Source organism: Ancylomarina salipaludis, assembly GCF_004122035.1.
In the GTDB taxonomy this organism is placed as follows: Bacteria; Bacteroidota; Bacteroidia; order Bacteroidales; family Marinifilaceae; genus Ancylomarina; species Ancylomarina salipaludis.
In genome coordinates, this window is record NZ_SAXA01000015.1 from 23947 (window position 1) to 48367 (window position 24421).

Annotated in this window: 17 protein-coding genes; 8 read left to right on the plus strand and 9 right to left on the minus strand. The window is 37.4% G+C overall.

Translation table 11 applies throughout. The annotated features are described in order from the left end of the window. Positions 1 to 21: 21 nt before the first annotated feature. The gene (locus tag EO244_RS14100; RefSeq protein WP_129255333.1) at positions 22 to 2016 is read left to right on the plus strand and encodes an AAA family ATPase; all 1995 of its coding nucleotides are present in this window, start codon (positions 22 to 24) and stop codon (positions 2014 to 2016) included. Then, positions 2013 to 3257 (plus strand): hypothetical protein, encoded by a 1245-nt coding sequence (locus EO244_RS14105; protein ID WP_129255334.1) that lies wholly within the window; start codon positions 2013 to 2015, stop codon positions 3255 to 3257. Before EO244_RS14100 ends, EO244_RS14105 begins: the two co-directional genes overlap by 4 nt. A 92-nt stretch (positions 3258 to 3349) precedes the next feature. Here EO244_RS14105 and EO244_RS14110 read toward each other — a convergent pair whose 3' ends face one another. Beyond that, positions 3350 to 3982 carry a ribonuclease H1 domain-containing protein gene (locus tag EO244_RS14110; RefSeq protein ID WP_129255335.1) on the minus strand — a complete coding sequence of 211 codons (633 nt, stop codon included), beginning with the start codon at positions 3980 to 3982 and terminating at the stop codon, positions 3350 to 3352. Positions 3983 to 4150: 168 nt separating this feature from the next. On the opposite strand from EO244_RS14110, the gene EO244_RS14115 reads away from it, so the two are divergent. After that, a complete protein-coding gene (locus EO244_RS14115) occupies positions 4151 to 4384 on the plus strand; it encodes a helix-turn-helix domain-containing protein (protein WP_129255336.1) in 234 nt (77 codons plus the stop codon). Between the two features lie 535 nt (positions 4385 to 4919). Here the strand turns inward: EO244_RS14115 and hemL are convergent. Further along, positions 4920 to 6215 (minus strand): glutamate-1-semialdehyde 2,1-aminomutase, encoded by a 1296-nt coding sequence (hemL, locus tag EO244_RS14120; RefSeq protein WP_129255337.1) that lies wholly within the window; start codon positions 6213 to 6215, stop codon positions 4920 to 4922. 11 nt (positions 6216 to 6226) lie between these two features. Then, positions 6227 to 6928 (minus strand): uroporphyrinogen-III synthase, encoded by a 702-nt coding sequence (locus EO244_RS14125; protein ID WP_129255338.1) that lies wholly within the window; start codon positions 6926 to 6928, stop codon positions 6227 to 6229. Positions 6929 to 7227: 299 nt separating this feature from the next. Between EO244_RS14125 and EO244_RS14130 the strand changes: the two genes are divergently transcribed. Next, complete coding sequence (locus EO244_RS14130; protein ID WP_241687989.1) at positions 7228 to 9408, plus strand: RelA/SpoT family protein; 2181 nt, start codon at positions 7228 to 7230, stop codon at positions 9406 to 9408. Between the two features lie 131 nt (positions 9409 to 9539). On the opposite strand, the gene EO244_RS14135 is transcribed toward EO244_RS14130, so the two are convergent. The 5 genes from EO244_RS14135 to EO244_RS14155 all read right to left on the minus strand — a co-directional run bounded on the left by EO244_RS14135 (position 9540) and on the right by EO244_RS14155 (position 16626). Further along, positions 9540 to 10715 carry a TolC family protein gene (locus tag EO244_RS14135; RefSeq protein WP_129255340.1) on the minus strand — a complete coding sequence of 392 codons (1176 nt, stop codon included), beginning with the start codon at positions 10713 to 10715 and terminating at the stop codon, positions 9540 to 9542. Next, on the minus strand, positions 10712 to 13801 hold the full coding sequence (locus EO244_RS14140) for an efflux RND transporter permease subunit (protein ID WP_129255341.1): 3090 nt from the start codon (positions 13799 to 13801) through the stop codon (positions 10712 to 10714). Before EO244_RS14140 ends, EO244_RS14135 begins: the two co-directional genes overlap by 4 nt. A gap of 95 nt (positions 13802 to 13896) precedes the next feature. After that, complete coding sequence (locus EO244_RS14145) at positions 13897 to 15438, minus strand: efflux RND transporter periplasmic adaptor subunit (protein WP_129255342.1); 1542 nt, start codon at positions 15436 to 15438, stop codon at positions 13897 to 13899. Positions 15439 to 15582: 144 nt separating this feature from the next. Beyond that, positions 15583 to 15888 (minus strand): hypothetical protein, encoded by a 306-nt coding sequence (locus tag EO244_RS14150; RefSeq protein ID WP_129255343.1) that lies wholly within the window; start codon positions 15886 to 15888, stop codon positions 15583 to 15585. Positions 15889 to 16221: 333 nt separating this feature from the next. After that, on the minus strand, positions 16222 to 16626 hold the full coding sequence (locus EO244_RS14155) for a hypothetical protein (protein ID WP_129255344.1): 405 nt from the start codon (positions 16624 to 16626) through the stop codon (positions 16222 to 16224). 410 nt (positions 16627 to 17036) lie between these two features. Here EO244_RS14155 and EO244_RS14160 point away from each other — a divergent pair, with 410 nt between their 5' ends. From EO244_RS14160 to EO244_RS14170, 3 genes are all read left to right on the plus strand, one after another. Further along, positions 17037 to 17453, plus strand: coding sequence for a hypothetical protein (locus EO244_RS14160; RefSeq protein WP_129255345.1), 417 nt, complete (start codon positions 17037 to 17039; stop codon positions 17451 to 17453). Positions 17454 to 17722: 269 nt separating this feature from the next. Next, entirely contained in the window at positions 17723 to 18331 is a 609-nt protein-coding gene (locus tag EO244_RS14165) for a transposase (protein WP_129255346.1), read from the plus strand. 503 nt (positions 18332 to 18834) lie between these two features. Beyond that, complete coding sequence (locus tag EO244_RS14170) at positions 18835 to 21207, plus strand: ABC transporter permease (RefSeq protein WP_129255347.1); 2373 nt, start codon at positions 18835 to 18837, stop codon at positions 21205 to 21207. 98 nt (positions 21208 to 21305) lie between these two features. Here the strand turns inward: EO244_RS14170 and EO244_RS14175 are convergent, their stop codons facing one another. Beyond that, positions 21306 to 22400, minus strand: a complete 1095-nt coding sequence (locus tag EO244_RS14175; protein ID WP_129255348.1) for a gamma-glutamyl-gamma-aminobutyrate hydrolase family protein — start codon at positions 22398 to 22400, stop codon at positions 21306 to 21308. 382 nt (positions 22401 to 22782) lie between these two features. Here EO244_RS14175 and EO244_RS14180 point away from each other — a divergent pair, with 382 nt between their 5' ends. Beyond that, on the plus strand, positions 22783 to 24279 hold the full coding sequence (locus EO244_RS14180) for a hypothetical protein (protein WP_129255349.1): 1497 nt from the start codon (positions 22783 to 22785) through the stop codon (positions 24277 to 24279). The last annotated feature ends 142 nt before the right edge of the window (positions 24280 to 24421 follow it).

Below are 24421 nucleotides of genomic sequence, written 5' to 3' on the forward strand. Positions count from 1 at the left end.
TACCCAAAACAACTAATATTAATGAAAGAGGATTTTAAAATAATTGGAATAAGACCATTAGAAGGCTGCAATACAAAATACTTAAAACTATTAAAGGTGAATAAGTATTATAATTTTTATTCTAATTATGAGATATTAGATGATAAGATAATTCATAAAAAGGGTGCTTCTAATAACATATTTAACTCTCAAGATAGTAAAAGTCCCAAAATTAATATTTCGGCCATTGTTGGGGCAAATGGTTCTGGAAAGAGTACAATTTCTGAATTGGTTTTCGTTACGATCTATAATATATCTGTAATAAATAATGTTCTGATAGATAATGATGGAAAGTCTCTAAAATTAGAGGAGAATATAAATGTAGAATTGTGTTATCATAGAGGAAAACAAATTTGTCGATTGACACTTCAAAAAGATAGAATCGAAATCACGAATTATGTGATGTCTGAGAATAATGAGTATTGCATTACAAAGCCTATAGGTAATACTCAGTTTTACCTAAATGATTTCTTCTATACTATAGCAATAAATTATTCTCATTACGCATTAAATTCACAACATATTGGGAAGTGGGTAGATAAAATTTTCCATAAAAATGATGGTTATCAGACACCAGTTGTTTTAAATCCTATGCGAACTGATGGAAACATTGATATTAATGATGAAAATCATTTAGTTTATTCTAGATTATTAGCTAATATTCTTCGGCCTAGTAATACCAATCTTGATTATCGTCAGATAACAGAGAAACAAAAAGTGAAAGATCTTCACTTTATTCCGAATTTAGATAAGATTAAATATGTATACAGTTATGAGGATAATAAGAAAAAAAAGATAAACATCTCATTTAGAGAATTTTTTGAAAGGAATGGTGTTAGGGAAAAGCGAATATTGGCTATGCTAGCTAAGCATATGGGATTAGATATTAGCAAAAACATCCCATATTCAGGTGCAGTTAAGAGATATATAATAAAAAAACTTGTTTCTATTGTTCGTACTTATTCTCCCTATGTTGGTTATTTTAATTCTTCAGAAGGACAGTTCTATAAATCGAAATTTGAAGATTTAATTAGGAAACTAAGTGGTGATAGAAGTCATATTACATTTAAGTTGCGCCAAGCAATTAACTATGTTAATAATGATCTTTTTGAAAATTTTCAATATGAAGAGAATGGAGTATATATCATTCCTGTTGAAAAATTAGCTGTTGTTTTAGAGAGACTTTATGGAGACAAGGAAGTAAAGTTGATTGAATTTCTTCCTCCAGCATTTTTCAATTATGACATATCTTTAGTGACTGATTCTAATGCCAATTTCACGCCGAGTATGTTTAGTGATTTAAGTTCAGGAGAAAAGCAATTAATCCATTCTGTAAGCTCTGTCATTTATCATATTGTCAATGTTAATTCTGTGTCTAGAGAAAATGGTTATTTGAAATATAGGGATGTTAACATCGTGTTTGATGAGATTGAGCTTTATTATCATCCAAAACTACAAAAGAAGTTGATAAAATATCTTATTGAGAGTTTAAAGAGGCAATCACTGGAATCCATATCTGGTATTAATATATGTTTTCTAACTCATTCTCCTTTTATTCTTTCTGATATTCCTGAATCCAATATTCTTTTTTTAAGAGTCATTTCACCAAGTGATATTGGGAAAAATGGATTTACAAAAGAGGATGTCGGCTATGCTTTGCCTCAGAAAAGTAAACTGAAAACTTTTGGTGCGAATATCCATACATTATTAGCAGATGGTTTTTTTATGGATGAAGGTTTGATTGGAGATTTTGCAAAACAAAAGATAAATGATGTTATCAATTTTGCAAAAAATATTGGAACATATTCTATCAGCTCTAGATCTGAAGCACAAGAAGTAATAGATCTAATTGGAGAGCCAATAGTAAAAAACAAACTCCACAGTTTACTTAATCAAAAGTATGAGAAGGAAACTGAATTGCAATATTATAAGAGAAGAATTAACGAAATAGAAGAGAGAGAAAAACAAAAGAAATGATAAAAATACATTTATCAAAAGAACAGATATTGAATGCTCAAAAAAAGCATTGGGCTTGGTTTGATAGTAATTGTTTAAAAAAACTTATTGATTTAGAGAAAGAGAAAAATATTGACAAAACATTAAAAGGATTTATTTCTGTTTTATTGAAAGACAAAACGAGGTTGAAGAATTTAATTTGTGGAACTCCAAGTGAGATTAGAAATGAAATTCAATATGTTAGAACTCACTTTGATGATCTTATATTCTCCGAGAAATTAGAGAGTGAAGAATTAACTAAATTGGCTGAGATAAAAAAAATAGTACCAAGTCATAAGTGGGTGAGAGAAAATCAATGGGAATCTAAATATAAGGAGGTGTTTAAACTAGTTCAACAATCCAAGTTGTTTGATTCTATGGATTTAAAGGCTTGTGGTGAACCTGAGGAGTTTATTGATTTTATACGATTAATAAATACTAAACTTAAGAATGCAAATGTTAAAGGAAGACTAGAATATGTTTTTTCGTATGAAAAATTAAAAGAAAAAGGGAACTCATGGGGCGCCTATGATTGGGTTAAGATTTTGAATCTTAAAACATGTCCATATTGTAATCGTCAGTTTATTCATTATTATTCTAAAGGAGATGGAACCAAAGAGATGCGTCCAGCTTTGGATCATTTTTATCCAAAGAGTATTTATCCATTTTTGGGAGTATCATTATTCAATTTAGTACCCTCATGTCATGTTTGTAATAGCAGTTTTAAAGGAGAAAAAGATTTCTATTTAGAACAGCATGTTAATCCTTTTGAAGAAAGATTTGGGGAAAGTGGAAAATTTGTCACAAATATCAAATCAGAGAGTATTGGAGATGATTTTAAGTATGACATTTCCTATTTAACATCTGTAAAAGATAATGCTGATTTTGATTTAACGCTCTATGTAGAATCAGATAATATAGAGTTTAAAGAGAGGATATCTAATAGTAAAGAAACTTTTAAGATTGAAGGTTTGTACAAGGAGCATAAGGCTTATGCTCATAGTATTATTAAACAAACATTGATGTATAATCAATCTCGATTAAATGAGTTGATGTCTAGCTTTGATGGAAAATTATTTTCTGGAAAAGACGAATTAAAAGAGCTCATTATGGGGAACTATTTGGATATTGAGAGGCAAGGGGATCATGTCCTGTCTAAGTTGACTCAAGATATATTTGAAGAATTTAAAATAGGTGATATTTGGGATGAATCAATTATATGATCTTTAAAAGCCATCAACAATCCATCCAATTGTAAATTGATAGGAATGTTGATGGATTAATAATAATTTAGTTTGTTGAAGTTAGAATTAGATTATTTTCTTCCAAAATCGGCAGGAATTTCACCCCATACCTTTGTTTCCCATTTAAGAATTTTATTAGGGTATTCATTATTTTTAAGCCAGTTCAAGGCTCGTTCGATAGTGTCGAATGATTTCTTATTGTTTTCTGTTTTAGGATTATCTGTTCGTACGATTTTATCTCTTACCCATGACATTGCTGTTTTACTATCGGTGTATATAGGTCTAGTATCACCATTTTTTTTCATGTGAGCTAGGCAATGGACAAGAGCAATGAATTCACCAATATTATTGGTGGAGTCATAATAAGGTCCACCATGGAAAATTAGTTTTTTAGTTTTTGTGTCTACAGCTTGATATTCCATAATTCCTGGGTTTCCACTGCATGCTGCATCTACAGAAATAGTATCAAGATTAGGTTTCCCAGCGTTATCTATTTGTTCTTGTATTGGTTTGGTTGTGGTAGTGTCTTTACCTTTATACTTTTTATAATTTTCAGAATAAGCTTTTTGTGCTAATTCTAAATCCTTGAATGATTTATATTCAGCATCTTTAAATCCAGATACGTGCTTATTGCATTCAGTCCAATTATCAAATATTCCAGTTTTACGGCCTTTCCAAACGACGTAATATTTTTGTTTTGCCATTTATAGATATTTTATCAAAAATGATACTTTATTTATACGATAATATTAATTGATAAATACAAAGGTAAAATAAAAATCAAACTATGGTGTGTGGTGGTTGAAAATTCAAGAATCTACCTTGCCTAATTATAATAGCATTTAAAGATTCGAATTCAACCTCCTTATTTAATGACGATTGTTAAAATATTTGGCGAAGTGTTAAGGGAAATTAGATTAGAGCAGGGATTTTCTCAAGAAAAATTAGCAGAACTTAGTAATTTGACCCCGAACTATATCTCGTTTTTAGAAAGGGGTTTGCGTCAGCCTACCATTTCGACTTTATTTAAATTATCATCAGCTTTCAAAATTACCACAAAAGATTTCATTGATAGGGTAGAGTTGCGTTTTAACTCCAAACAATAACTTTTAAATTGGAGTTTATTTAATCGGAGACTACTTGAATCTTATTTTGATTTAGTAAATTATCCTGACATATTGTCGTAGTTGAATTGTACTTTCAATTCGAAGCTTTTGATAGAAAAATTGATGGTGAAAAAGTAAGAAATTTATTGATGTTTTGTAAGTTTACCTTTTATATCAAAAACTTGTGGTTTGATAGTTCTAGCAGAAAACGTCTATTTTTTATCTTGAATGAAAATAAATAAGCATTCAAAAGAAAAAAGTTTTAGGTGACGTTATTAGTGATTTGACCATCTGTGAATATGTAAAGCCATCTTGTGCAGTTTTTGTACCCTATTTGTACCTCATGAGTCATCAGATATCCTTAACCTATTGTTAATCTATTTATTGTAGAATCAACTTACTTTCTGTATCGGAAAATGATGTATAGTAAAAGTCGTTGGACAGAAGTGAGTTTGGGGAAAATTATAGGATCGAAACAAAAAATCCCAAGCTCATTATCTGAACTTGGGATGAGATATAAAGTCTTAAAAAAGGTTTAAGCTTTCATGGCTTCCAATGATTCCTTAGCTGCCTGAATGGTTTTGTCAAGCATCTCGTAAGTTAAGGAATTCGAAAGGAAATAACTTTCGAATGATGATGGTGGCAAGTAAATACCGCGTTTCAACATTTCGTGGAAGAATTTAGGGAACAGTTCATTATTAGCAGTAGCTGCGGTGTCGAAATCAACCACATCCACATCGGTGAAGAAAACCGAGATCATTGAACCGCAACGGTTGATTCTGTATGCGAATCCTGAATCAGCTAAGACTTTATCTAAGCCTTTGTGAAGGTATTCACACTTATCAGCAAGTTCGGTAAAATGCTGTGGGTTTTCATTCAATTCGCTTAGTAGGGTATAACCTGCAATCATGGCAATTGGATTTCCCGAAAGCGTTCCAGCCTGGTAAACAGGTCCAACAGGAGAAACCACCTTCATAATTTCATCAGGACCGGCATAAGCACCAACTGGCATGCCGCCGCCAATTACTTTACCAAAGGTTACCAAATCAGCTTTAACACCAAAATATTCCTGTGCGCCCCCTTTGGCTAAACGGAAACCAGACATCACTTCATCAAAAATCAGCAGAATACCTTCTTCATCACAAATTTGGCGCAATTCTTCAAGGAATCCTTTTTTAGGCAACACACAGCCCATATTACCCGCAATGGCTTCGATAATAATCGCGGCTATTTCGCCTTTATTGTCAGCCACAACTTGCTTGACGTTTTCAATGTCGTTGTATTTGGCTGTCAGTGTATCATTTGCTGTTCCTGGTGTAACACCTGGAGAGTTAGGTTCGCCAAAAGTACTGGCACCACTACCTGCCTTAATCAAAAATGAATCGGAATGACCGTGGTAACAGCCTTCGAATTTGATAAATTTGTTGCGACCGGTATAACCACGAGCCACACGAATAGCTGACATACAAGCCTCAGTTCCTGAATTTACCATTCTGACCTTATCGATATTGGGAACCATATCCACAATCAACTTGGCAATATCAATTTCCAATTCGGTTGGTGCACCAAATGAGGTTGAGTCTTCAACCTTATCCTTAATGGCTTTAATCACTGTTGGGTGAGCATGTCCCAAAATCATTGGGCCCCATGACGAAATGTAATCGATGTATTCGTTATCATCCTCGTCGGTTAGGATACTGCCTTTTGCTTTTTTAATAAAAACGGGTGTGCCACCTACTGATTTAAAAGCTCTAACGGGTGAGTTAACACCTCCTGGAATGTATTTCTGAGCTTGATCGAACAGTTCGGAACTTCTTTTGTATTGGTGCATATTAGTCTGTTTTATGAGTTTAAATATTGATTACAAGTTTGTATTAAAGCGTAAACGTTGGTTTGGTCGGCCAGCATCACGTTATCTGAATAATCGACTAGCGCTGCTGCCGTTGTATAGCCAATGGCAAAGCAGGGCTGGTTGTTTTTTAGTTGATAGTTTTTGAAAAAGCTATGAACCGCACTCGGACTGCAAAAACATATGGCATCGTAGATGTCCAAATCGATTTCGGGCTGAATTAAATGCGTTTCGTAAACCTTGATTTCCTTATAAGGTATTTCGCGTTCTTCGAAAAAATTGATTAGGGTGTCCTGACGCAGGTTGCCCGTAAAATACAAGAAAGATTCAGCGCTGTAATCTTCAAGCAAGTGTGATAAGGCTTCAGCATTGTGGCGCTGGGGAATTTCAGCAGAAAGACCTATTTCCTTCAGCATATCTGCTGTTTTTTCACCAACTGCAAAGCACTTTTTTACTTGATTAAATTGGATGTCTGATTTAATTTGTGCCAGACTTCGAACCGCATTTTGGCTGGTGAATATCCAATTGGGATAATCCCCCGAATTGATAATATCGATGGTCTTTTGATCAAGCTGACACAAATCGATACGGATAAACGTGTGGTGATCGATCAAACAATTGAGCTTCGTCCCGAATTCAACTTGTTCTGAATTCAGGCTTCGGGTAAAAAGGATGCGTTTAGGTATTTTTGTCATGTGCGATTATAATGATTCGAGTTGTCGAAGCAAACAAATTTAATAAATCATCGCATTATTTCAACATGAGATTGCCTCTATCTTAGGTAAAATTAAATACGGCCTGTTAAGCGTTAAAAAACGATAATCTATTTGCCATTGAGATGAAGCTTTTATACTTTTAGTCGAATTATAAAAGGGCACTTTCATTGTTCTTTTATCAGTTGATCGTTGAATTTAGAAAGTAGTTTGTGATAAAACTGACATAATAAAAGCTTCAGATTTGAGTTCTAAATTGTAAAAAGAAACTTATGGTGGCTATGACACAAGAAGAAGAGGAAAGAAGACAAATACTCTATCGATATAAAAATCTCCTGAAATCATGTAAGAATATTATTTCTCAGGATGATATCAAACTGGTTCGAAAGGCTTTTAATTTAAGTCTGGAAGATCACGAAGGCGAGCGGCGAACCAATGGTGAACCTGCTATTTTCAGGACCCTTGAAATTGCAGAGATTGTGGTGACCGAACTGGGACTGGGACGTACATCTGTTATTTGTTCTATGCTTTACGATATTGTTCAGAAAAAGCACATTAGCATCAAGGAAGTCAAATTGATGTTTGGTCCCAAGGTGACTCAAATTATTGAGGGCCTGGTAAAGGTTACCGAGATTTATGCGCAAAATCCGACCTTACATACCGAGAATTTTAGAAAGCTGCTTTTGAGTTTTGCCGATGATGTTCGTGTGGTACTGATTATTTTAGCCGACCGCTTGTTCCAGTTACGTAATGCAGGAAATAAGAGTCGGGAGTTACAAATTTCATTAGCTAAGGAAATTAACTTTTTATACATTCCTCTGGCTCATCGTTTGGGTATGTATCAGGTTAAATCATCGATGGAAGATTTAGCTTTGCGTTACCTCGATCCTGAAACTTATTTTGAGCTAGAGCAGAAACTTAAGGATACCGAAGAGGAGCGTGAGGCCTATATCAAAGATTTTGTGGCGCCTATTCGTGTAGAACTGGATAATTTGGGAATAAAGTATAAGATTAAAGCCCGTACCAAGTCGATTGCTTCTATTCTGCATAAGATGAAAAAGCAGCAGGTTGAGTTCGAGGAAGTCTATGATATTTTTGCCATCCGGATTATTATTAAAGCTTCGGAGAAGAAAGAGAAGTCAGAATGCTGGCAGGTTTATTCGGCCGTTTCTGATTTGTATCGTCCCAATCCACAGCGTATGCGCGATTGGATAACCATCCCTAAATCAAATGGGTATGAGTCTTTGCACACCACGGTGATGGGCTTGCAAGGCCGATGGGTCGAAGTTCAGATTCGCAGTAAGCGAATGAATAATATTGCAGAGAAAGGTTTTGCCGCACACTGGCGATACAAAGGAGACAAAGGAGATGGAGGTCTGGACAACTGGCTTCAGGATATTCGTGAGGTTCTTGAAAGCCGTGAGGATAGTAGCGTCGATTTGATTGATGATTTCAAGGCTGATTTATATAGCAAAGAGATTTATGTTTTTACGCCTAAGGGGGATTTAAAGCAATTGAAATCAGGTTCTACCTTACTGGATTTTGCCTATTCTATCCATTCAGATTTGGGTGATAAGTGTATTGGTGGAACGGTCAATCAGCGCAATGTTTCGATTCGTCAGGTTTTGCAAAATGGGGATCGGGTATCCATTACCACTTCCAATAATCAAAAGCCCAAGTCGGATTGGCTGAGTTTTGTTGTGACCACAAAGGCTAAGAATAAAATTCGTCAAACCATTAACGAGGAGCGGGTTAAAGAGGCTGATCTGGGTAAAGAGATGCTGATGCGACGGATGAAAAACTGGAAGATTGAGTTCTGTGATGAGAATATTCGCAAATTATTAAACCGATATAAGTACAAGTTGGCTTCCGATTTGTATTACAATATTGCCATCGAAACGCATGATCTTTCAGAGATTAAAGAGATCATGGTAAAAAAGGAGGAAGAAAAAGCCTCTGTAGAGCATAAGATCGCTGCTCCTAAAACTCAGGAAAAAGGTGGTGAGGATGTTTTGATTGTGGATGAGAATATTGCCAATGTGGATTATACCCTGTCGAAGTGCTGTAGCCCAATTTTCGGTGATGAAATTTTTGGTTTCATTTCTATTGGGAAAGGTATTCGTATCCACCGTGTTTCCTGTCCCAATGCCAATGAGATGCTAACGCGTTATCCTTACCGTGTGGTTAAATCAAGCTGGACATCTAAGGGAAGTGCATCCTATCAGGCTGTTTTGCACATTACAGGAGAGGACGAATTGGGTATGGTAAATAACATCTCAGAGGTGATTACCAAAGACTTGCGGGTTAAGATGCGTTCCATTCAGGTAGAGACCAATGCGGGTGGTTTCGAGGGGAAATTAACGGTTGTTATTTCGAACATCGATCATCTGAATAACCTGATTGCCAAACTGAAACAAATAAAAGGCGTAAATAAGGTATCGCGTTACGATATGGTTGTCTAGTAACAAGAGAACAAAGCTGTGTATCGTCAGCTTAGGATCAGAGGATTTTATGGCGATACGAAACCAAATAGGAAAGCCCTCTATAGTTCGTTTATTACTATAGAGGGCTTTTTCGTATTTAGTCGGTTGACTTACAGCTGGTATTTCAACAGATCAGCCAGAGCTAACTGGTACTCTTTTTCAACCTGCAAATAAGTGTCGAAACTGTCATAAAAGTACAGGCTTTCCATAAAGTATTCGATACTTGAAATCTGCCCGTAGTCGAGTGCTTTCTTTAGGAGTTCATCCATATGATTGCCTTCCAGAATCATTCGGTATTCAGATAACGAAGCTTTAAGGCTTTGAATCTTTCTATAGTTTTTGTGCACATCAGACAAAAGCATTTTTTCTTGGGATAGAAACTCACTTTCCTGACTCAACTGATTCAGTTTGGCAAACTTTACCTTATTTCGGCTTTCCCAAAGTGGAATGCTAATGCCAATATTAATGCCATTGAATGCTTTGTTGATATCCGAATTGAGATATCGGTAACCTAAATTGAATTTGGGTAAAACCTGATTCTTCGCCAGGGCGGTTTGCTTTGAAGCAATATCCATATTGGCTCGCATTTGATTCAAATTAGGGCTACCATTCAAAACGTCCAGTTCAAGCTTTGAATAGTCCTTTTCAAGCACAAGTTCAGGGTACAAAGTGGTGTTAAAACTTATTGCTCGTCCACCGTTAAGCTGTTTGAGTTCCTCATTCAGATTGCTGATTTGAGTCTCACAAAGCTGAACCTGATTTTTGATGTTCAGCAGAACAATCTTCACCTTATTCATCTCCAAAATGTTGGCATCGCCTTTCTCAAGTTTCTTCTGAAAGAATTCAACCAATTTTTGAGCATTCTCATAACGAATGCTCAATTGTGCCTTCAGTTTGTTCTGGTAAATCAGATTTAAACAGGCCTTTTGAGCAGCCAGTAGAATCTGCTGACGGCTTTGCTGTAGAAGGTTATCCAAATTAGCAGTCCTGGCTTTCTTTAGTCTGTTTTTATGCAGATATACACTTGGGAAATCAAAAGCCTGACTAATCAGAATCTCATACGGATTTCCTTCACGGTCAGAGAAGTTCTTTTCGTAGGCAATCTCAGGATTGGCTAAGTTCAGTTCTGTTTTGTAGCCAATTCGTTGTGATTCGATATATTGGTTTTGAGCTTTTAAACTCAGATTATTGATCTCAATAGCCTGCAGCACCTCTTTTAGGTCTGATTGAGCCTGAACATTCAGACTCAATATCAGTGCCAACAGACCGATTATTAATGCTCTCATATTGATTTCTTTTTAGAGTTTAATAACAGGTAAACAATAGGAATAAGGTAGATGTTCAGAAGGGTAGAGGTCAACAGACCACCCAAAATAACAACTGCCATTGGGCTTTGAATTTCGTTTCCGGGTTGATCACCTCCCAAAGCCATTGGAATCAAGGCTAGGGCAGCTGTCAGAGCGGTCATCAAAATCGGACTCAAACGGTGAATAGATCCCTGAACAATAATTTCTTTGAGCTCCATTCCCTTATCCAGCATGGTCTGATAATTTGAAATGAGCAGAATTCCATTACGGGTGGCAATACCAAAGAGGGTAATGAAACCGATAATGGCTGGAATACTCAACATGCCAGAGGTGAAATAGATGGTGAAAACACCACCAATCAGTGCCAAAGGCAGATTCAATAGAATGATACTCGCCAATTGGGCTGAGCGGAATTCTTGAAACAGAAGCAAGAAAATGATCAAAAAGGAAATAAGAGAGGTCAAAGCCAGGGTTTTTGAGGCCTTTGCTTCACTCTCAAACTGTCCCCCAAATTCAATACGATACGCCTCAGGAAGCTGAATGTCCTTGTCAATTGCAAGTTTGATATCGTTAACCACTGAACGCAGGTCTCGTTCTGCAACATTGGCCGATACAACCAACTTACGCTGCACATTCTCACGACTTACGGTATTGGGTCCCGACAGGGATTGAATATCGGCTACGTAGCTAAAAGGAATCTTCTTACCGTCCCAGGTGTCAATCAGGGCATTGCGGATGGCTTCAATACTGCCTCGGTTTTCTTCATCGTATTTCACAACCAGATCGAAAGCCTTGATGCCTTCGAATACATCAGATACCTTTTCACCCGCAAATGCGATATCGATAAAACTGGTGAAACTCGCTATTGAGATGCCATATTTGGCCAGCATATCACGCTTAGGGCGAATTTGGATTTGAGGGATTTCAACCTGTTGTTCCACATTCACATCCACAACCCCCTCGATAGGCGAAATGGAGCCCTTAATCTGGTTGGCCATCTGAAACATCTTAGACAGATCAGAGCCAAATATTTTAATGGCAATATTGGCTTTGGTTCCCGAAAGAATATGGTCGATACGATGACTCAAAGGCTGGCCTATAGCAAAGTTAACACCGGAAATCTTACTTAGTTTGCTTCTAACTTCAGCCAAGAATTCAGCTTTGGTGCGTTCAGTCAATGTAAAAGGCACCTCAATCTCCGAGGTGTTTCCTCCAAATGAATGCTCGTCCAGTTCAGAACGTCCGGTACGTCGGGCAGTGAGACGAACCTCTGGAATGGTTAATAGCGCCTTTTCTGCAATCACCTTAATCTTATTCGACTCTTCAAGAGAGATACCGGGCTTTGTAATTGCCGTAATGGTTAAGGAGCCCTCGTTAAAATCAGGCAGGAAATTACGTCCCAGGCCACTCAAAATAAAAAGTGAGGCAATAAAGAGAATACTGGCAGAACTAAGGATCAGGTATTTGTATTCTAAAGCTTTGTTCAATGATCTCTCGTAGAGCTGATTCAGGTTTCTAACCAACCAGCTTTCCTTATTCCTGCGATTCAACATTTTGTCTCCGGTCAGCATAAAGCTACACATCACGGGGGTGACTGTTAGTGCTGTAATGAGAGAGGCAAAAAGCGATACGATAAAGGCAATTCCCAAAGGTTGTAGCATTCGGCCTTCCATTCCTGTTAGGAAGAAAAGAGGGACAAAGGCTGCAATAATAATAAAGGTGGCATTGATAATGGATGAACGAATCTCACATGAAGCCTTGTAGACAACAGCAAGGGATGTCTCTCGTTTATCCTTGGGCAAAAGATAATTCTGGCGAAGCCGTTTGTAAACATTCTCCACATCGATAATCGCATCGTCTACCAGATCACCAATGGCAATAGCCATACCACCCAGGGTCATGGTATTAATAGTAATACCCAAAAACTTAAGGGTAATGATGGTGAAAAGCAGGGAGAGTGGAATTGCCAAAAGCGAAATTACCGTGGTGCGGTAATTCATCAGGAATACCAGCAAGATGATAATAACAAAAACCGAACCTTCGTAAAGGGCACCCTTTACATTACCAATGGAATTGTTGATGAAATCTGCCTGACGGAAAATATGAGTATTCACTTTAACATCAGCTGGCAAAGACTTTTGAATACTGGCAACAGCCTCGTCCAGTTTTTCAGTTAACTTAAGGGTATTAACCCCTGGTTGCTTTTTCACAGTCATCAAAACGGCTGGTTCAGCATTCACGCTACCCAAACCAATTTTAGGTGCCGGAGCCATAACAATTCGGGCGATATCGCTAATACGAACAGGTGATTTTTGATACACCTTAACAACTGAATTTCCCAACTGATCAATATCAGAAGTTCGGGCAATACCACGTATGTTGTATTGATTGCCGAATTCGTTGATGAAACCACCAGCCGAATTTTCGTTAGTGGCATTAGCCGCCTTCATCAGCTCATCCAGGCTGACCTGATAGTATCGCATTTTTTGAGGATTGGCCAGAATCTGATACTGTTTGTAGTCGCCACCGGTCACCACCACTTGAGCCACTCCGTTAAGAGCCAGTAGTTGTGGTCGAACACTCCAGTCAGCCAGAGTTCTTAAATCCATTGCCGACGTTTTGTCTGATTGCAGACTAATCATCATCACCTCACCCATAATGGACGATTGCGGGGCCAGAGTTGGTTTGCCCGCACCTTTGGGTAGTTGATCCGAAATTGCCATCAGCTTCTCGCTTACAATCTGACGGGCACGATAGATTTCAGTTCCCCATTCGAATTCCACCCAAACAATGGAGAATCCTGCCGAGGAAGAGGAGCGTAGTCGTCGGATATTGGTTGCGCCATTAACGGCTGTTTCTATTTGGAATGTCACCAGTTTTTCCACCTCTTCGGGTGCCATGCCATGTGCTTCGGTCATCACAACCACCGTGGGGGCAGTCAGATCCGGAAACACATCCACATCCATATTGGCAGTGGTGTAGCCTCCTCCTAAAATCAGGAGAAAAGCCGCAAACATCACCAATATACGGTTGTGTAGTGCGTATTGTATGATTTTATTTAACACAGTCTTTTAATTTAATGGTTGAAGATTTTAGATGCATGATTCATATCTAAAGTCTTTTGAAATGTTATTTATTTCTAAACCCGAAATCACCCATTCTAATGGTTGTGCGAGTGAGCAGGTAGTGCCCCGGCCAATGAAGCCAGTTTTACAAAGTAAACGCCTTTGCTGACCACACGTTCGCCGGCTTTTAATCCGCTTGTGATTTCAATTTCCTTACCATTGTCAGCCCCTATGCTTACAAAACGTTTCTCATAGCTTTCGCCTTCGGTTTGTACAAATACATAAAAGACCGACTGATCTTCGAGAACGGCTGATTTGCTAATGCTTAAAAGCTTGCGGGTACTTTCCGACTGCAGGTAAACATCAACATAAGAGCCCATAAAAAGCTCCGGAGTCTTATTGATTTCGAAATAAACCGGGGTGGTGTAGTCTTCTTCGTGAATGTCACGCCCATAGGCAATAAGTTTCCCTCCCAGTGCCGTTGTGTTATAGATCTCATTGCGGTAAGGCAACTTAAAGTTTGCCGAATGAATTTTCGATAACTGTGTTAAATGTTTCTGATATAAGTCGGCCTTAAGAATCAGTTTTGAATCTCTGTCCACAATACCGATAACCTGGCCTTTCTCAACGTACTCACCTTCTTTTACAAAGACTTTACAGATATAGCCTGTTGCTGGTGAGCTGACCTTAATTCCCTTTGCACTGTAATCTTTAGAAATCAATTGGTAGTTCACTTCAGCTTTTTCGAAGTTCGATTTCGCTTCGTTAAATTCCTTTTCAGAGATGATTTGATCAGCGCGTAAGGCTTCAGCTCTTTTAAAGTCAGCTGATGTTTTCTCATAGTCCGAACGGGCATTGATAAAACGGCTGGTTAGGGAATTATCCGAAAGTCCACGACCTGAAATAAAGAAGATGGCTTCGCCTTTCTTTACGGTCTTTCCGTTAACGATATCCGATGATGGCATCTGAATAATACCCGAAGATTGGGCAGAGATACGAATCTCGCTGTTGCTCGATGCAATCAGTTCGCCGGTTGTCTTAATCACTTTATTAAAAAAGCCATAGGCCACTTCTTCTGTTCCAAAGTCAATTTTCCAGGCTTGCTCTTTTAGGAATTTGGTCTGATTTTCTTTGTGTTGAGCTTCCAGAGCCTCTTCGGCTTGCTCTTCGTTGGCGTAAACTTCGATATTCTTCGCAACGAAACGTTCCTTACCAAATTTTGAATCCACTTCGAAAAGCAGGGTGTATAAACCAGCAGCTTTGGGTTGCAGACTGGGAGTGAAAATGCCCGGAGAAGCCGGTGTATCAACCGTATTGCGTATGGCATTGCCATTTTTGTCAATTAGGGTTACCGCAACTTTCCCTTTTTTGTAGGGTTTGTAGCTGTCCAAACGCGTTAAGTGTGCCAGGAATTCAGAAATTTGTCCTGCAACCAGGGGATGAAATTCCGCAAACAGTTCAGTCTCCTGACTATAAAGGGTGAGCGTTTGGCTTTCATGTTCGTCATGTGTTTCAGCTGCGACCTCACCATGATCGTGTCCGCCATGCTCATGACCTTCGTGACCTGAAGAAGCCGATGGCTTACAGCTGATAATGGACAGGGATAGCCCCAGAGCGATTAAATATATTTTATTCATTGTGTGTGTGTTAAAACGGTGTATTGTATAAACTTATTGGCGTTTGCAATAAGTCGGGGTATGCATTTTTATAAGTTTTTTAATTGATAATTATTACCCTAAAAGAGGAGTATAGGGGAGGCCAAAGCCTCCCTATACACTCTTCTAATGCTGATGGTCATGACCTTCGTGATCGTGGTCGTGTCCCTCGTGTGCATTGTCTTCTTTTTCGGAACCGCAGCACGATTTCTTTTCATCTGCAGTGCATGTTGTAGTACCCTTTGTGCAGCCTGTAGCGGTTGAATCCACTTTGAACTCTTCCTGATGGTGCTCATGCGCTTCTGTACCATGACTATGCGTGCAACCCGATTCATGCGTATGTGCTTCCTCTTTCTTGCTCTTTGCACCCGTGCTGTTGCAAGAGGTGAATACCAAACCACTAATGGCTAAGACAAATAATAATTTTCTCATGTGTTTAGATTTTTGAATGCTCACAAGCTCAGCTGTCCATATCTTTTTTATTCTCTGGAAGGAGAACGCTTTAGATATGAGGCTTAAGTGTCAGATTCGTGTTGTGAGGAATCATGCTGTTTTTATCAGGATACTCCGTAAAAAACAACACAATAACCTCTCTGATTAAAGTGTAAATAATTATCAATACATGTTGTATGCTTATACAACGGGGGTTTTTGTTTTGAGTGATACAAAATCAACGTTTGACAGATTCAGCTCAAAAGCCGGCACTGAAGTCGGGGAAGCAATAAGCGTATGGCACCCGTATAAAAGATGATTTTGTAAAGGGATTTAGACCTGCGGAGGTCCGCGCAGACCGGATGATTCCCTGTAAGGTTCAGGAATCAGAGAAAAATTGGATACGTAGTGCTTAATTGGTGAATCTTCACGCAATTTTAGCATATCCAGAATGATATGTGTCAGGATAACCTGAAATTTAAAGTCTTTGAAGAAACGCAAATTAACAAAACTACAGCAAGAACTCTCATTTTCCTGATGCGAATGAGCCAGTTGCTGTGTGGTTCCATGTCCATGACAATTTACCGATGTGGCTTCAATATGATTATGAGCCAGATTTACAAAATTTGCGGATGTGTGGGTATTGTGATGATGGTGAGGAATAATATCATGAGCCAGCATGACCAGCATGGGCACGACCAGAATAAGGCTTAATATGTTATTATTTATCTTTTTCACAAAAACGTATTTGAGCATCAAAACTAGTTTATTATTCGGTTTAAGCAAACTTAATGATATGAAAAAATGTTAATTTATTTTTCATTGTTCGTTACTCTTTGTTTGGTATTGTGCTGTGTATAATCGTTATATTGTGATTTTTTTTAGGGTGTATGATCGTCTATTTACTATTTTAATAAGTAGATGTTCGACTCTTGTTTGAGTTGGACTAGCTGTTTGTCTTGTTGATTATAATGGAATTATTTTAGTAAATAGATTTAATGAAAAATATAATAATTTAAAGAGATATATTGTGTTATTTTTGTTGTATTAATGATTTATTGAAGATAGAAAATTGATCTTTTTGTACAGAAATAAGGCGAAGGAGGAATTGAATCATAAGGTTTAATGATTACAAAAACTATTACAGAATGAATTACAGCGATATAGAAAACTGGTTAAAAGTATCAAAAGACAGGTACTATGAATTGTATAAGGGGAGCCCATCGGTTTACCGCATGCGCTTGCTGCTATTCTTTTTGAGAATGTTTTTTGGTTTGGTTGCCATTGTTTCGGGCATTCTGCTTTTGTTTTCCCTATTTATGAATATTGGGCAGAGCATTGCCAATGTTTTTAATCTGACTGATGTACCCCTTTATGAAGAAGGGAAATTGAGTTTCCTCAGTATTACCCTGGGTATCCTTATGGCCGTGTCACTATTCAGTTTATGGCTCATAAAGTTGGTTCGTCGCAGAAACAATCACATGTCTGATTTGTATTTTCTTTTGGATACGCACTTTGCTGAGGGAGAAAAGCTCGTGCATGAATACAGGCATACAATTAGCTGATATCAATCAATCGCATTTATTTACAGCCCTGCCAGCCTTGAATTATCGAGATTGGCAGGGCTGTTTTTGTTTTATGGATTAATGTGAATCGATAAGCATGGCCGTGTGTTTCGTGGATACGCGTGGCTGTATAAGGGAGGATGATGTGTGAATTGTATATCAGAGACGCACGGCCGTGCGTCTGTATGCAGCCATGCGTCTGTATGTGGCCATGTGTCAGTAAAATATTTTGTATATTTAATAGGCATATAATTAGATATATGTTTGTTATGGCAAAGTATCAAAATCGATATCGAATAGAATCCCATCGAAAGCCAGGTTGGAATTATGCCAGTGCAGGTGAGTATTTTATCACCATCTGTATTCAGGATATGAAATGTATTCTGGGGCGGGTTGTCAATGCCAGAATGGTATTGAATGATTTTGGGAAAATAGTAGAGGCTGAATTAATTAAATCGGCGGATATGCGTCAGGAGTTGCAGTTGGGTGCGTTTGTGGTGATGCCCAATCATATTCATGCCATTATCATTTTGAATGATATTGCGGATGATGCGAACACAGAGACGCACGGCCGTGCGTCTGTATGCGGCCGTGTGCCAGTGTGTGATGCAGATATGCAGGGCCGTGCATCTGTGCCATATCGCAGGCCCAAGTCGATATCGTCGTTTGTGGCAGGTTTTAAGTCGGCAGTGGTTTCAGCAGTGGATGATTTTATTGATGAGCAAGCCCCGGGTATTCCCAAATATAATCGAAGGAATAAGTTTTGGCAAAGTAATTATCACGATCATATTATTCGCAATTGGGGAGAATATGATCGGATTGCTCAGTACATTCATAATAATCCTCGTAAATGGCAGGAGACTAAATATTCCAAGTGAACTAAGCATAAAATATTTAAGCATATAAGGAGATAACACATCCCAGCCAATATATTTATGATGAAATCTCGCCGTTAGCTGCAAGCAGACTGACAGCTTTGGTATGATAACAGCCCTGATAGACGTTTGAAATCTGTTAGGGCTTGTTATATCTATCAATTTTCAATGTCCTTATTGGATATGGTGGGTTTAATTTCCATGAATCAGTCGCAAGAGGTTTAAATGTCAAGTATTGGCAATTTATATGTATTCAATGATAATAATTTTGTAAAACAGGATGTGTTTCAAATACAATCTACTATATTTGTAGTTCTTCTATTGATAGTTGATCTTTCTTTAATGTAAAGATATTGTTGTTCATTGATAAGCAGATGATTATGTATTGTAGTGAAGTTGAATTAGGCGTGAGAGAATTGTTTAAAGGGGGTGTGCAATTTATAAGCAAATGTTTGTACAATTATCATTTAGTAATAATTAGAGCATAATTAACCTAATAAACTGGTATGTTTAGAAATTATTTAAAAACAGCACTTCAAAATCTAAAACGAAACATTGTTTTCACGAGTATTAATATCCTGGGGCTGTCTATCGCATTGGCTGTCTCTTTTATTATACTGCTATTTGTCATTAACGAACTCTCTTATAATTCATGCCATAAGAATAGGGATTCAGTTTATCGGGTTATAGATTATAAAAAGGACTATAAAAGTTTATGGGCAGGAACGCCTTATGTTTTAGCTTCTACTCTGAAGGAAGAATTTCCACAAGTGGAGAAAGCGATTAACGTGCGCAATCTCAGAGGATTTAATATTATTCATAAGGACGATAGTTTCAGAATTAGACGTGCCGTAGCAACCAGCTCAGATGTATTTGATGTTTTTACTTTACCTTTATTGGAGGGTACAAATACTGGCGATTTACTCGAAGATAAACACGCCATATGTTTATCAAGAAGCTTGGCAGAGAAGCTATTTTCTGATCTTAATGTCGTTGGTAAACAAATCAGAGCTACCATTAATAAAAAGGAAGAAGTCTTAACAGTAAATGCCGTTTTTGAAGACCTTCCGGAGAATTCGACATTTAAAGCTGAATGTTTTGTAAATCCTGAATGGAATTTTGCGCCTTTAAATAAAGCATTTGGAATTGATCATATTGATAGTAGTTGGGAACATAGTTTTTGGAGAACATGGGTTCGATTGGTTGATGGTAGTGATTTAAAAGCCGTAAGCAGTCAGTTTAGGCGTTTAGAGACTAAATACCTGGGGGCTGAATCTAAATCGACTTATTCTTTGCAGAGTTTGAGTGATGTATACCTTAAGTCAGCCGAGATTAATAATGCAGGCATGGTGGGTAATCTCAGTACGCTCAAGTTATTTTCAGGTATCGCTTTATTAATCATTCTGGTTGCAGCATTCAATTACATTATACTTTCTACAGCCGTGTCGTCTAAAAGAGCCAAGGAGATAGGCGTACGTAAAACCTATGGCGCTAATAATAAACAAATCAAATATCAGTTTCTTGCTGAATCGGTTTTACTTAGCAGTATTGTTTTGCCAATTGCTATTCTTCTCATGTTTATTGTATTACCCTTTGCAAGAGAGCTCTTTGATACAGATTTATCAATTGTGAGATCCAATATTGCGTCCTATTTGTTGGTTTATCTGACATTAACAGCACTTATTGGGTTCGTATCAGGTTTCTACACTTCAATTGGCTTATCACGATTGAAGGTGGTGAGTATTCTGAAATCGCAGAACTTTACAGGGAGAAAGAAGCATATTTTTCGTGCCTCGCTTATTGTTCTGCAGTTGGTTATTTTCTGTTTCTTTTTGGCTTCGGCATTTACGATACGATCACAGTATCAGTACTCAATAAAGAAAAATCCAGGCTTTAATAATACGAATGTTCTACTGATTGATGTCAAGGATAAAACAGTCTATAAGCCTTTACTAAATGAAATAAAAGCCAACCCAAATGTGATTCATGCAGCCGGATCGATGAGTTGTTTACCCGTGGCTTCTTCTATGGTGATGATGATGCCTCATTTTCAGGACAAGGAGAAACAAGTTAAGGTGGAAGGGATGGCCGTTGACTTTGATTTCCTGAAAACAATGGGGGTTGAGTTGCAGTCGGGGAGATATTTTTCTCATGAATTTGGAAGCGATTCTAAAAAGGCATGTATCCTGAATGAGACAGCAGTGAAACAATTGGGAATTGAGGATCCTGTTGGTAAGCAGATGGCTTCAGCCTACGATATTATCGGTGTAGCGAAAGATTTTAACCTTCATTCATTTCATTCCCAGACGCCACCACTAATGATCACCATAACCGATAAGTATATCAAACAAATTGCGGTTCACTATAAGGGCGGTACACTTGATGCGCTTTTGCCTAAAATTAAGAATTCATGGAATCAGATCTGTAAGGATCAGGCTTTCACTTATTCAACAATTGAAGAAACAATTGAGGATTTGTATTCAGAGGAAAAGAATATGAGTACAGTGGTCACCATTTCAGCTTTATTTACCATGCTGATTGCTTCATTTGGACTATTCGGTTTAACCCTGTTTATAGCACAATCTCGTACAAAAGAGATTGGTATTAAAAAGGTTATGGGCTGTTCGAATTCAACGATTATTTATTCTTTTTTACGCTTAAATATGATTTATGTGATGATTGCTACACTTATTTCAGTTCCCATAACTGTGTATGCCATGTCGGAGTGGTTAAGCAATTATTCTGTTAGGGTTGACATACAGTGGTGGTTTTTTGTTATCGCATTTCTAGTTGCTCTTATGGTTGTAAGCATCACCGTTTTGATGCAATCCTATCGTACAGCTAAATTGAACCCAATAGACGCGATTAAATGCGAGTAGTTTTTTGTTGAAAGGTAATTTTAAAGGATGTTTATCGATAAAAACAATAAAGCTCTCCAGATATCCGGAGAGCTTTGTTATTTAGTACGGTTATTGATCTATAATTCCTGCAACCTCTCATTAATCGCTTTCCAATAGGCTTTATGAAAGCTCATACTTTCTTCGTCAATCCAGTCGGCAAATGTTTTGGCTTCACCCTGGGGAGTAAAGCGCACCTTGTTTTTGGGCTTGTAAAAGTCAGTTCGTTCGGGATGAAACTGTATGCCCCACACATTAGGGTAGCGTTTATGGTGGATGGCTTCAATAATTTTTCCGTCCATAGAGCGTGCCGATATTTTAAAGCCTTTCCCCAGTTTTTTAACGGCCTGATGGTGGTAGGAATTGACCAATGGGTACTCTTTTTTCTGTATTCCAGTTAGTTTTGAGAAAAAAGGTCCCTTGAATTTGATTTGGTGAAAGTGAAAACCGGAGAGTTCCAGTTTTTCATTTTCGGGCATACGATTGTAATAGTTTCTGTGAATTTCATTCTCGCCAAGCTTATTTAGTCCCTTACTTCCACTACCGTGATAGATATCGGAGGGGATATCCTGAATGAGGCTGCCTCCTGTGGCCACATTCAGGCTTTGCATGCCTAAACAGATACCATGAACCAAATAATGGGGCTTTTGTTTGAGTAAGGCTTCGTTGTTTTTATCCTGATAGCCTCCCAACAGATGATAGATAAATGAGAGCTCGAAATAATGACGATAAGGATCGTCAACCAGAGTGAATGGGCTTTGTGCTTCTTCATAAAGTCTTGCCGGGATATCGGGCCCACCAAAAAAGAAGATGCCTGCACTATGCTTAAACAAGTCTTTAAATTCATCCGTTAGTTCATTCTTCTGATACAGACTATCTGTATATAAACTGTCGTTTAGTTCCACCAAATACATATTAAATGCACTTAACGTATCAAGTATGGCTTGCGATTCGGTGTAATCGTATTTTTCATTGCAATGATATAGTCCAATCAATTGAATGGAATCCAAATCGAGTAAACCCTTTGTCGAAAGAGTCGCCAGAATGTTGATATTGGTTGCGGTAGGGTGTGCAATTAGGATGCGTTTGTTCAGATGGTCGGGTAGAGGTTTTAGCAGTTGTGCCTGCAAAAGACTGACAGGTAAGAGTAGAATTAAGAGTAATTTGAATTTCATGATTTTCCTTTTGTGTTAGATTGTTGCTGCAAAGGGCGTCATCAAAAATAAGATTTTATCCGGGTTTATATTTATTCTTCTTTCTTTAAATCAATTTATGATGTAAATATCGAACAGACTCTTTGTGTCAATTAACTTTTATTATCTCTAATATGTAGGTCAAAATGGCATAAGATTGATTTGATATGACTTGTGATAAAAGCCAGTTATTTGTATTCAGACGTATGATAAATTAGGATGAAACAGTCTTTTTTTGAACTTAAGGCCTCTGAAATTTGTTCTTTATGAATTTATATTATAATTTACAAGTTGTTTACTTCTATTGACTTAAGTGAAATTAAGTTTTGAAAACAAGTAAACCTGTACCTAAATACACACTAGGATGGCAAGCAGGCAATTATTCCTAAAAGAGATGCTTGAGGCTCAACAGTCTGAGTCTTTTGATGCTTTTGTGTATTTCGAGAAGCGTTTATCTCAAGTTTTGAAGGTACATCTCAATGAATTTCCGCCTGTACATCTTTTAAAGAAGGCCGAAAAGCAAATGATTTTTGATCTGTTGTGGTACGTCTGTTCTCCCCAAAAACATCCCGAAAATGCCATAAGTGACTCAGAACTGCAAATGATAACGAAACGCTATCAGCAGATTATTCAGGAGTTTAGAATTAAGCATGAAGGAAAGTCGATTGGTTTGTTGGATTATAATATATTAGTTGCATTTTATCATGTGTTGTATCATAAAATTAAACCTAAAAGGCGTGCAGGGAAATTAAAACAGGCTTTTGCGATTCCAAGTTTGGAAGGGATTTCCTTGTTGAAAAAAGTACCTGAATATTATTCAGGTTGTTTGATTTTGTTATTAAGCCGATTGAATGATGTCCGAAAAAAGTACTATGCCTTTGAGATGAAACGAACAGATAATTTAGGTCAACTGAATATGACGCTTAGCCCAATGGTGTCGGTTTATTGGGTTAGACATGAATCAATGATGATACATCGTTCCTTAAGATCGGTTTATAAGTTGGCTATGCCAACCTGCGCATCTGGTATTCAGTGGTTGAAAATACATAAGGAAAAATTAACTGATCATTATAAGGGAACTCAAGATGCCTTGCCAATATATATTCAGGCTCATGCGTTGGATCGATTGAAAGAGCGATTGGACATTTTTAATCAGACTGAGGTAAATAAAATTCTGAATTTGAATTTTGTTCTTTGGAATGATATAGAACATTATAAGGGAAACCTTTTGTTGCCCGTTCAGGTTTGTCAGATTCTAGTTGGATATTTTGTTTGCGATGTTGTGGATGATAAGTTCGTAATTCGAACATTTCGCTTAATAACACATCTTAATACGCCACAGGGAGATCGCTTATTCGAATATTTTACGCGTTCTCAATCAGGTATAAAACATTGTCAGTTTGATAGATTGAGTTTATTATTTGATGTAGAAGATCAATATGTTTTAGACTTATATAAAAAGGTCGGTTTTATCGAATTATTTCGTTTGAAAGATTTAAATATCGAAGTTATGCACGAAGCAAATTATAAGGAATTTCTTGCTTACATCAAGCAAGCAGATGATGCAGAGGTTTATGCAGAAGAAAGAGATTTACAAGAATTGGAATTACAGAGTTTGTCTTTTGGGAAACTTATCTCTCTTTTGTTTTTTAACACGATAGGTTTGTTGTTTAGCCTTGTTTTAAAGATGGTTTATTCAACTGCACATTGGTTTAAAAATTTAAATATGTGGCATACACGTGTAAGTTTAGAAGAAAATATACATGAAGCAGCCGACTTTTCTAATGAGGAATTGATTATGGGAAAAGAATATGATTTAGCCCATAATGAATCAAAGGTTTTTGAGGAGCAGGTTAGCTAATTGGAATGTATATAACGACTAAGTACTTTTAATAATCTAATTTTTTAGTGGTTGCCAGTGCATAAGAACCGATCTAATTGCAAAGAAATGAATAACGTAAATTGTTACCTATACACATGGAAAGTGTAGCGACTGCCCAGTA

Excerpts from the sequence above, each read along its gene's own strand:
- EO244_RS14150 (WP_129255343.1), bottom strand. The coding sequence starts at position 15,888 with ATGAGAAAATTATTATTTGTCTTAGCCATTAGTGGTTTGGTATTCACC.
- EO244_RS14175 (WP_129255348.1), bottom strand. The coding sequence starts at position 22,400 with ATGAAATTCAAATTACTCTTAATTCTACTCTTACCTGTCAGTCTTTTG.
- EO244_RS14145 (WP_129255342.1), bottom strand. The coding sequence starts at position 15,438 with ATGAATAAAATATATTTAATCGCTCTGGGGCTATCCCTGTCCATTATC.
- EO244_RS14115 (WP_129255336.1), top strand. The coding sequence starts at position 4,151 with ATGACGATTGTTAAAATATTTGGCGAAGTGTTAAGGGAAATTAGATTA.
- EO244_RS14160 (WP_129255345.1), top strand. The coding sequence starts at position 17,037 with ATGAATTACAGCGATATAGAAAACTGGTTAAAAGTATCAAAAGACAGG.
- hemL (WP_129255337.1), bottom strand. The coding sequence starts at position 6,215 with ATGCACCAATACAAAAGAAGTTCCGAACTGTTCGATCAAGCTCAGAAA.
- EO244_RS14100 (WP_129255333.1), top strand. The coding sequence starts at position 22 with ATGAAAGAGGATTTTAAAATAATTGGAATAAGACCATTAGAAGGCTGC.
- EO244_RS14105 (WP_129255334.1), top strand. The coding sequence starts at position 2,013 with ATGATAAAAATACATTTATCAAAAGAACAGATATTGAATGCTCAAAAA.
- EO244_RS14110 (WP_129255335.1), bottom strand. The coding sequence starts at position 3,982 with ATGGCAAAACAAAAATATTACGTCGTTTGGAAAGGCCGTAAAACTGGA.
- EO244_RS14125 (WP_129255338.1), bottom strand. The coding sequence starts at position 6,928 with ATGACAAAAATACCTAAACGCATCCTTTTTACCCGAAGCCTGAATTCA.
- EO244_RS14180 (WP_129255349.1), top strand. The coding sequence starts at position 22,783 with ATGGCAAGCAGGCAATTATTCCTAAAAGAGATGCTTGAGGCTCAACAG.
- EO244_RS14165 (WP_129255346.1), top strand. The coding sequence starts at position 17,723 with ATGGCAAAGTATCAAAATCGATATCGAATAGAATCCCATCGAAAGCCA.
- EO244_RS14135 (WP_129255340.1), bottom strand. The coding sequence starts at position 10,715 with ATGAGAGCATTAATAATCGGTCTGTTGGCACTGATATTGAGTCTGAAT.
- EO244_RS14130 (WP_241687989.1), top strand. The coding sequence starts at position 7,228 with ATGACACAAGAAGAAGAGGAAAGAAGACAAATACTCTATCGATATAAA.
- EO244_RS14170 (WP_129255347.1), top strand. The coding sequence starts at position 18,835 with ATGTTTAGAAATTATTTAAAAACAGCACTTCAAAATCTAAAACGAAAC.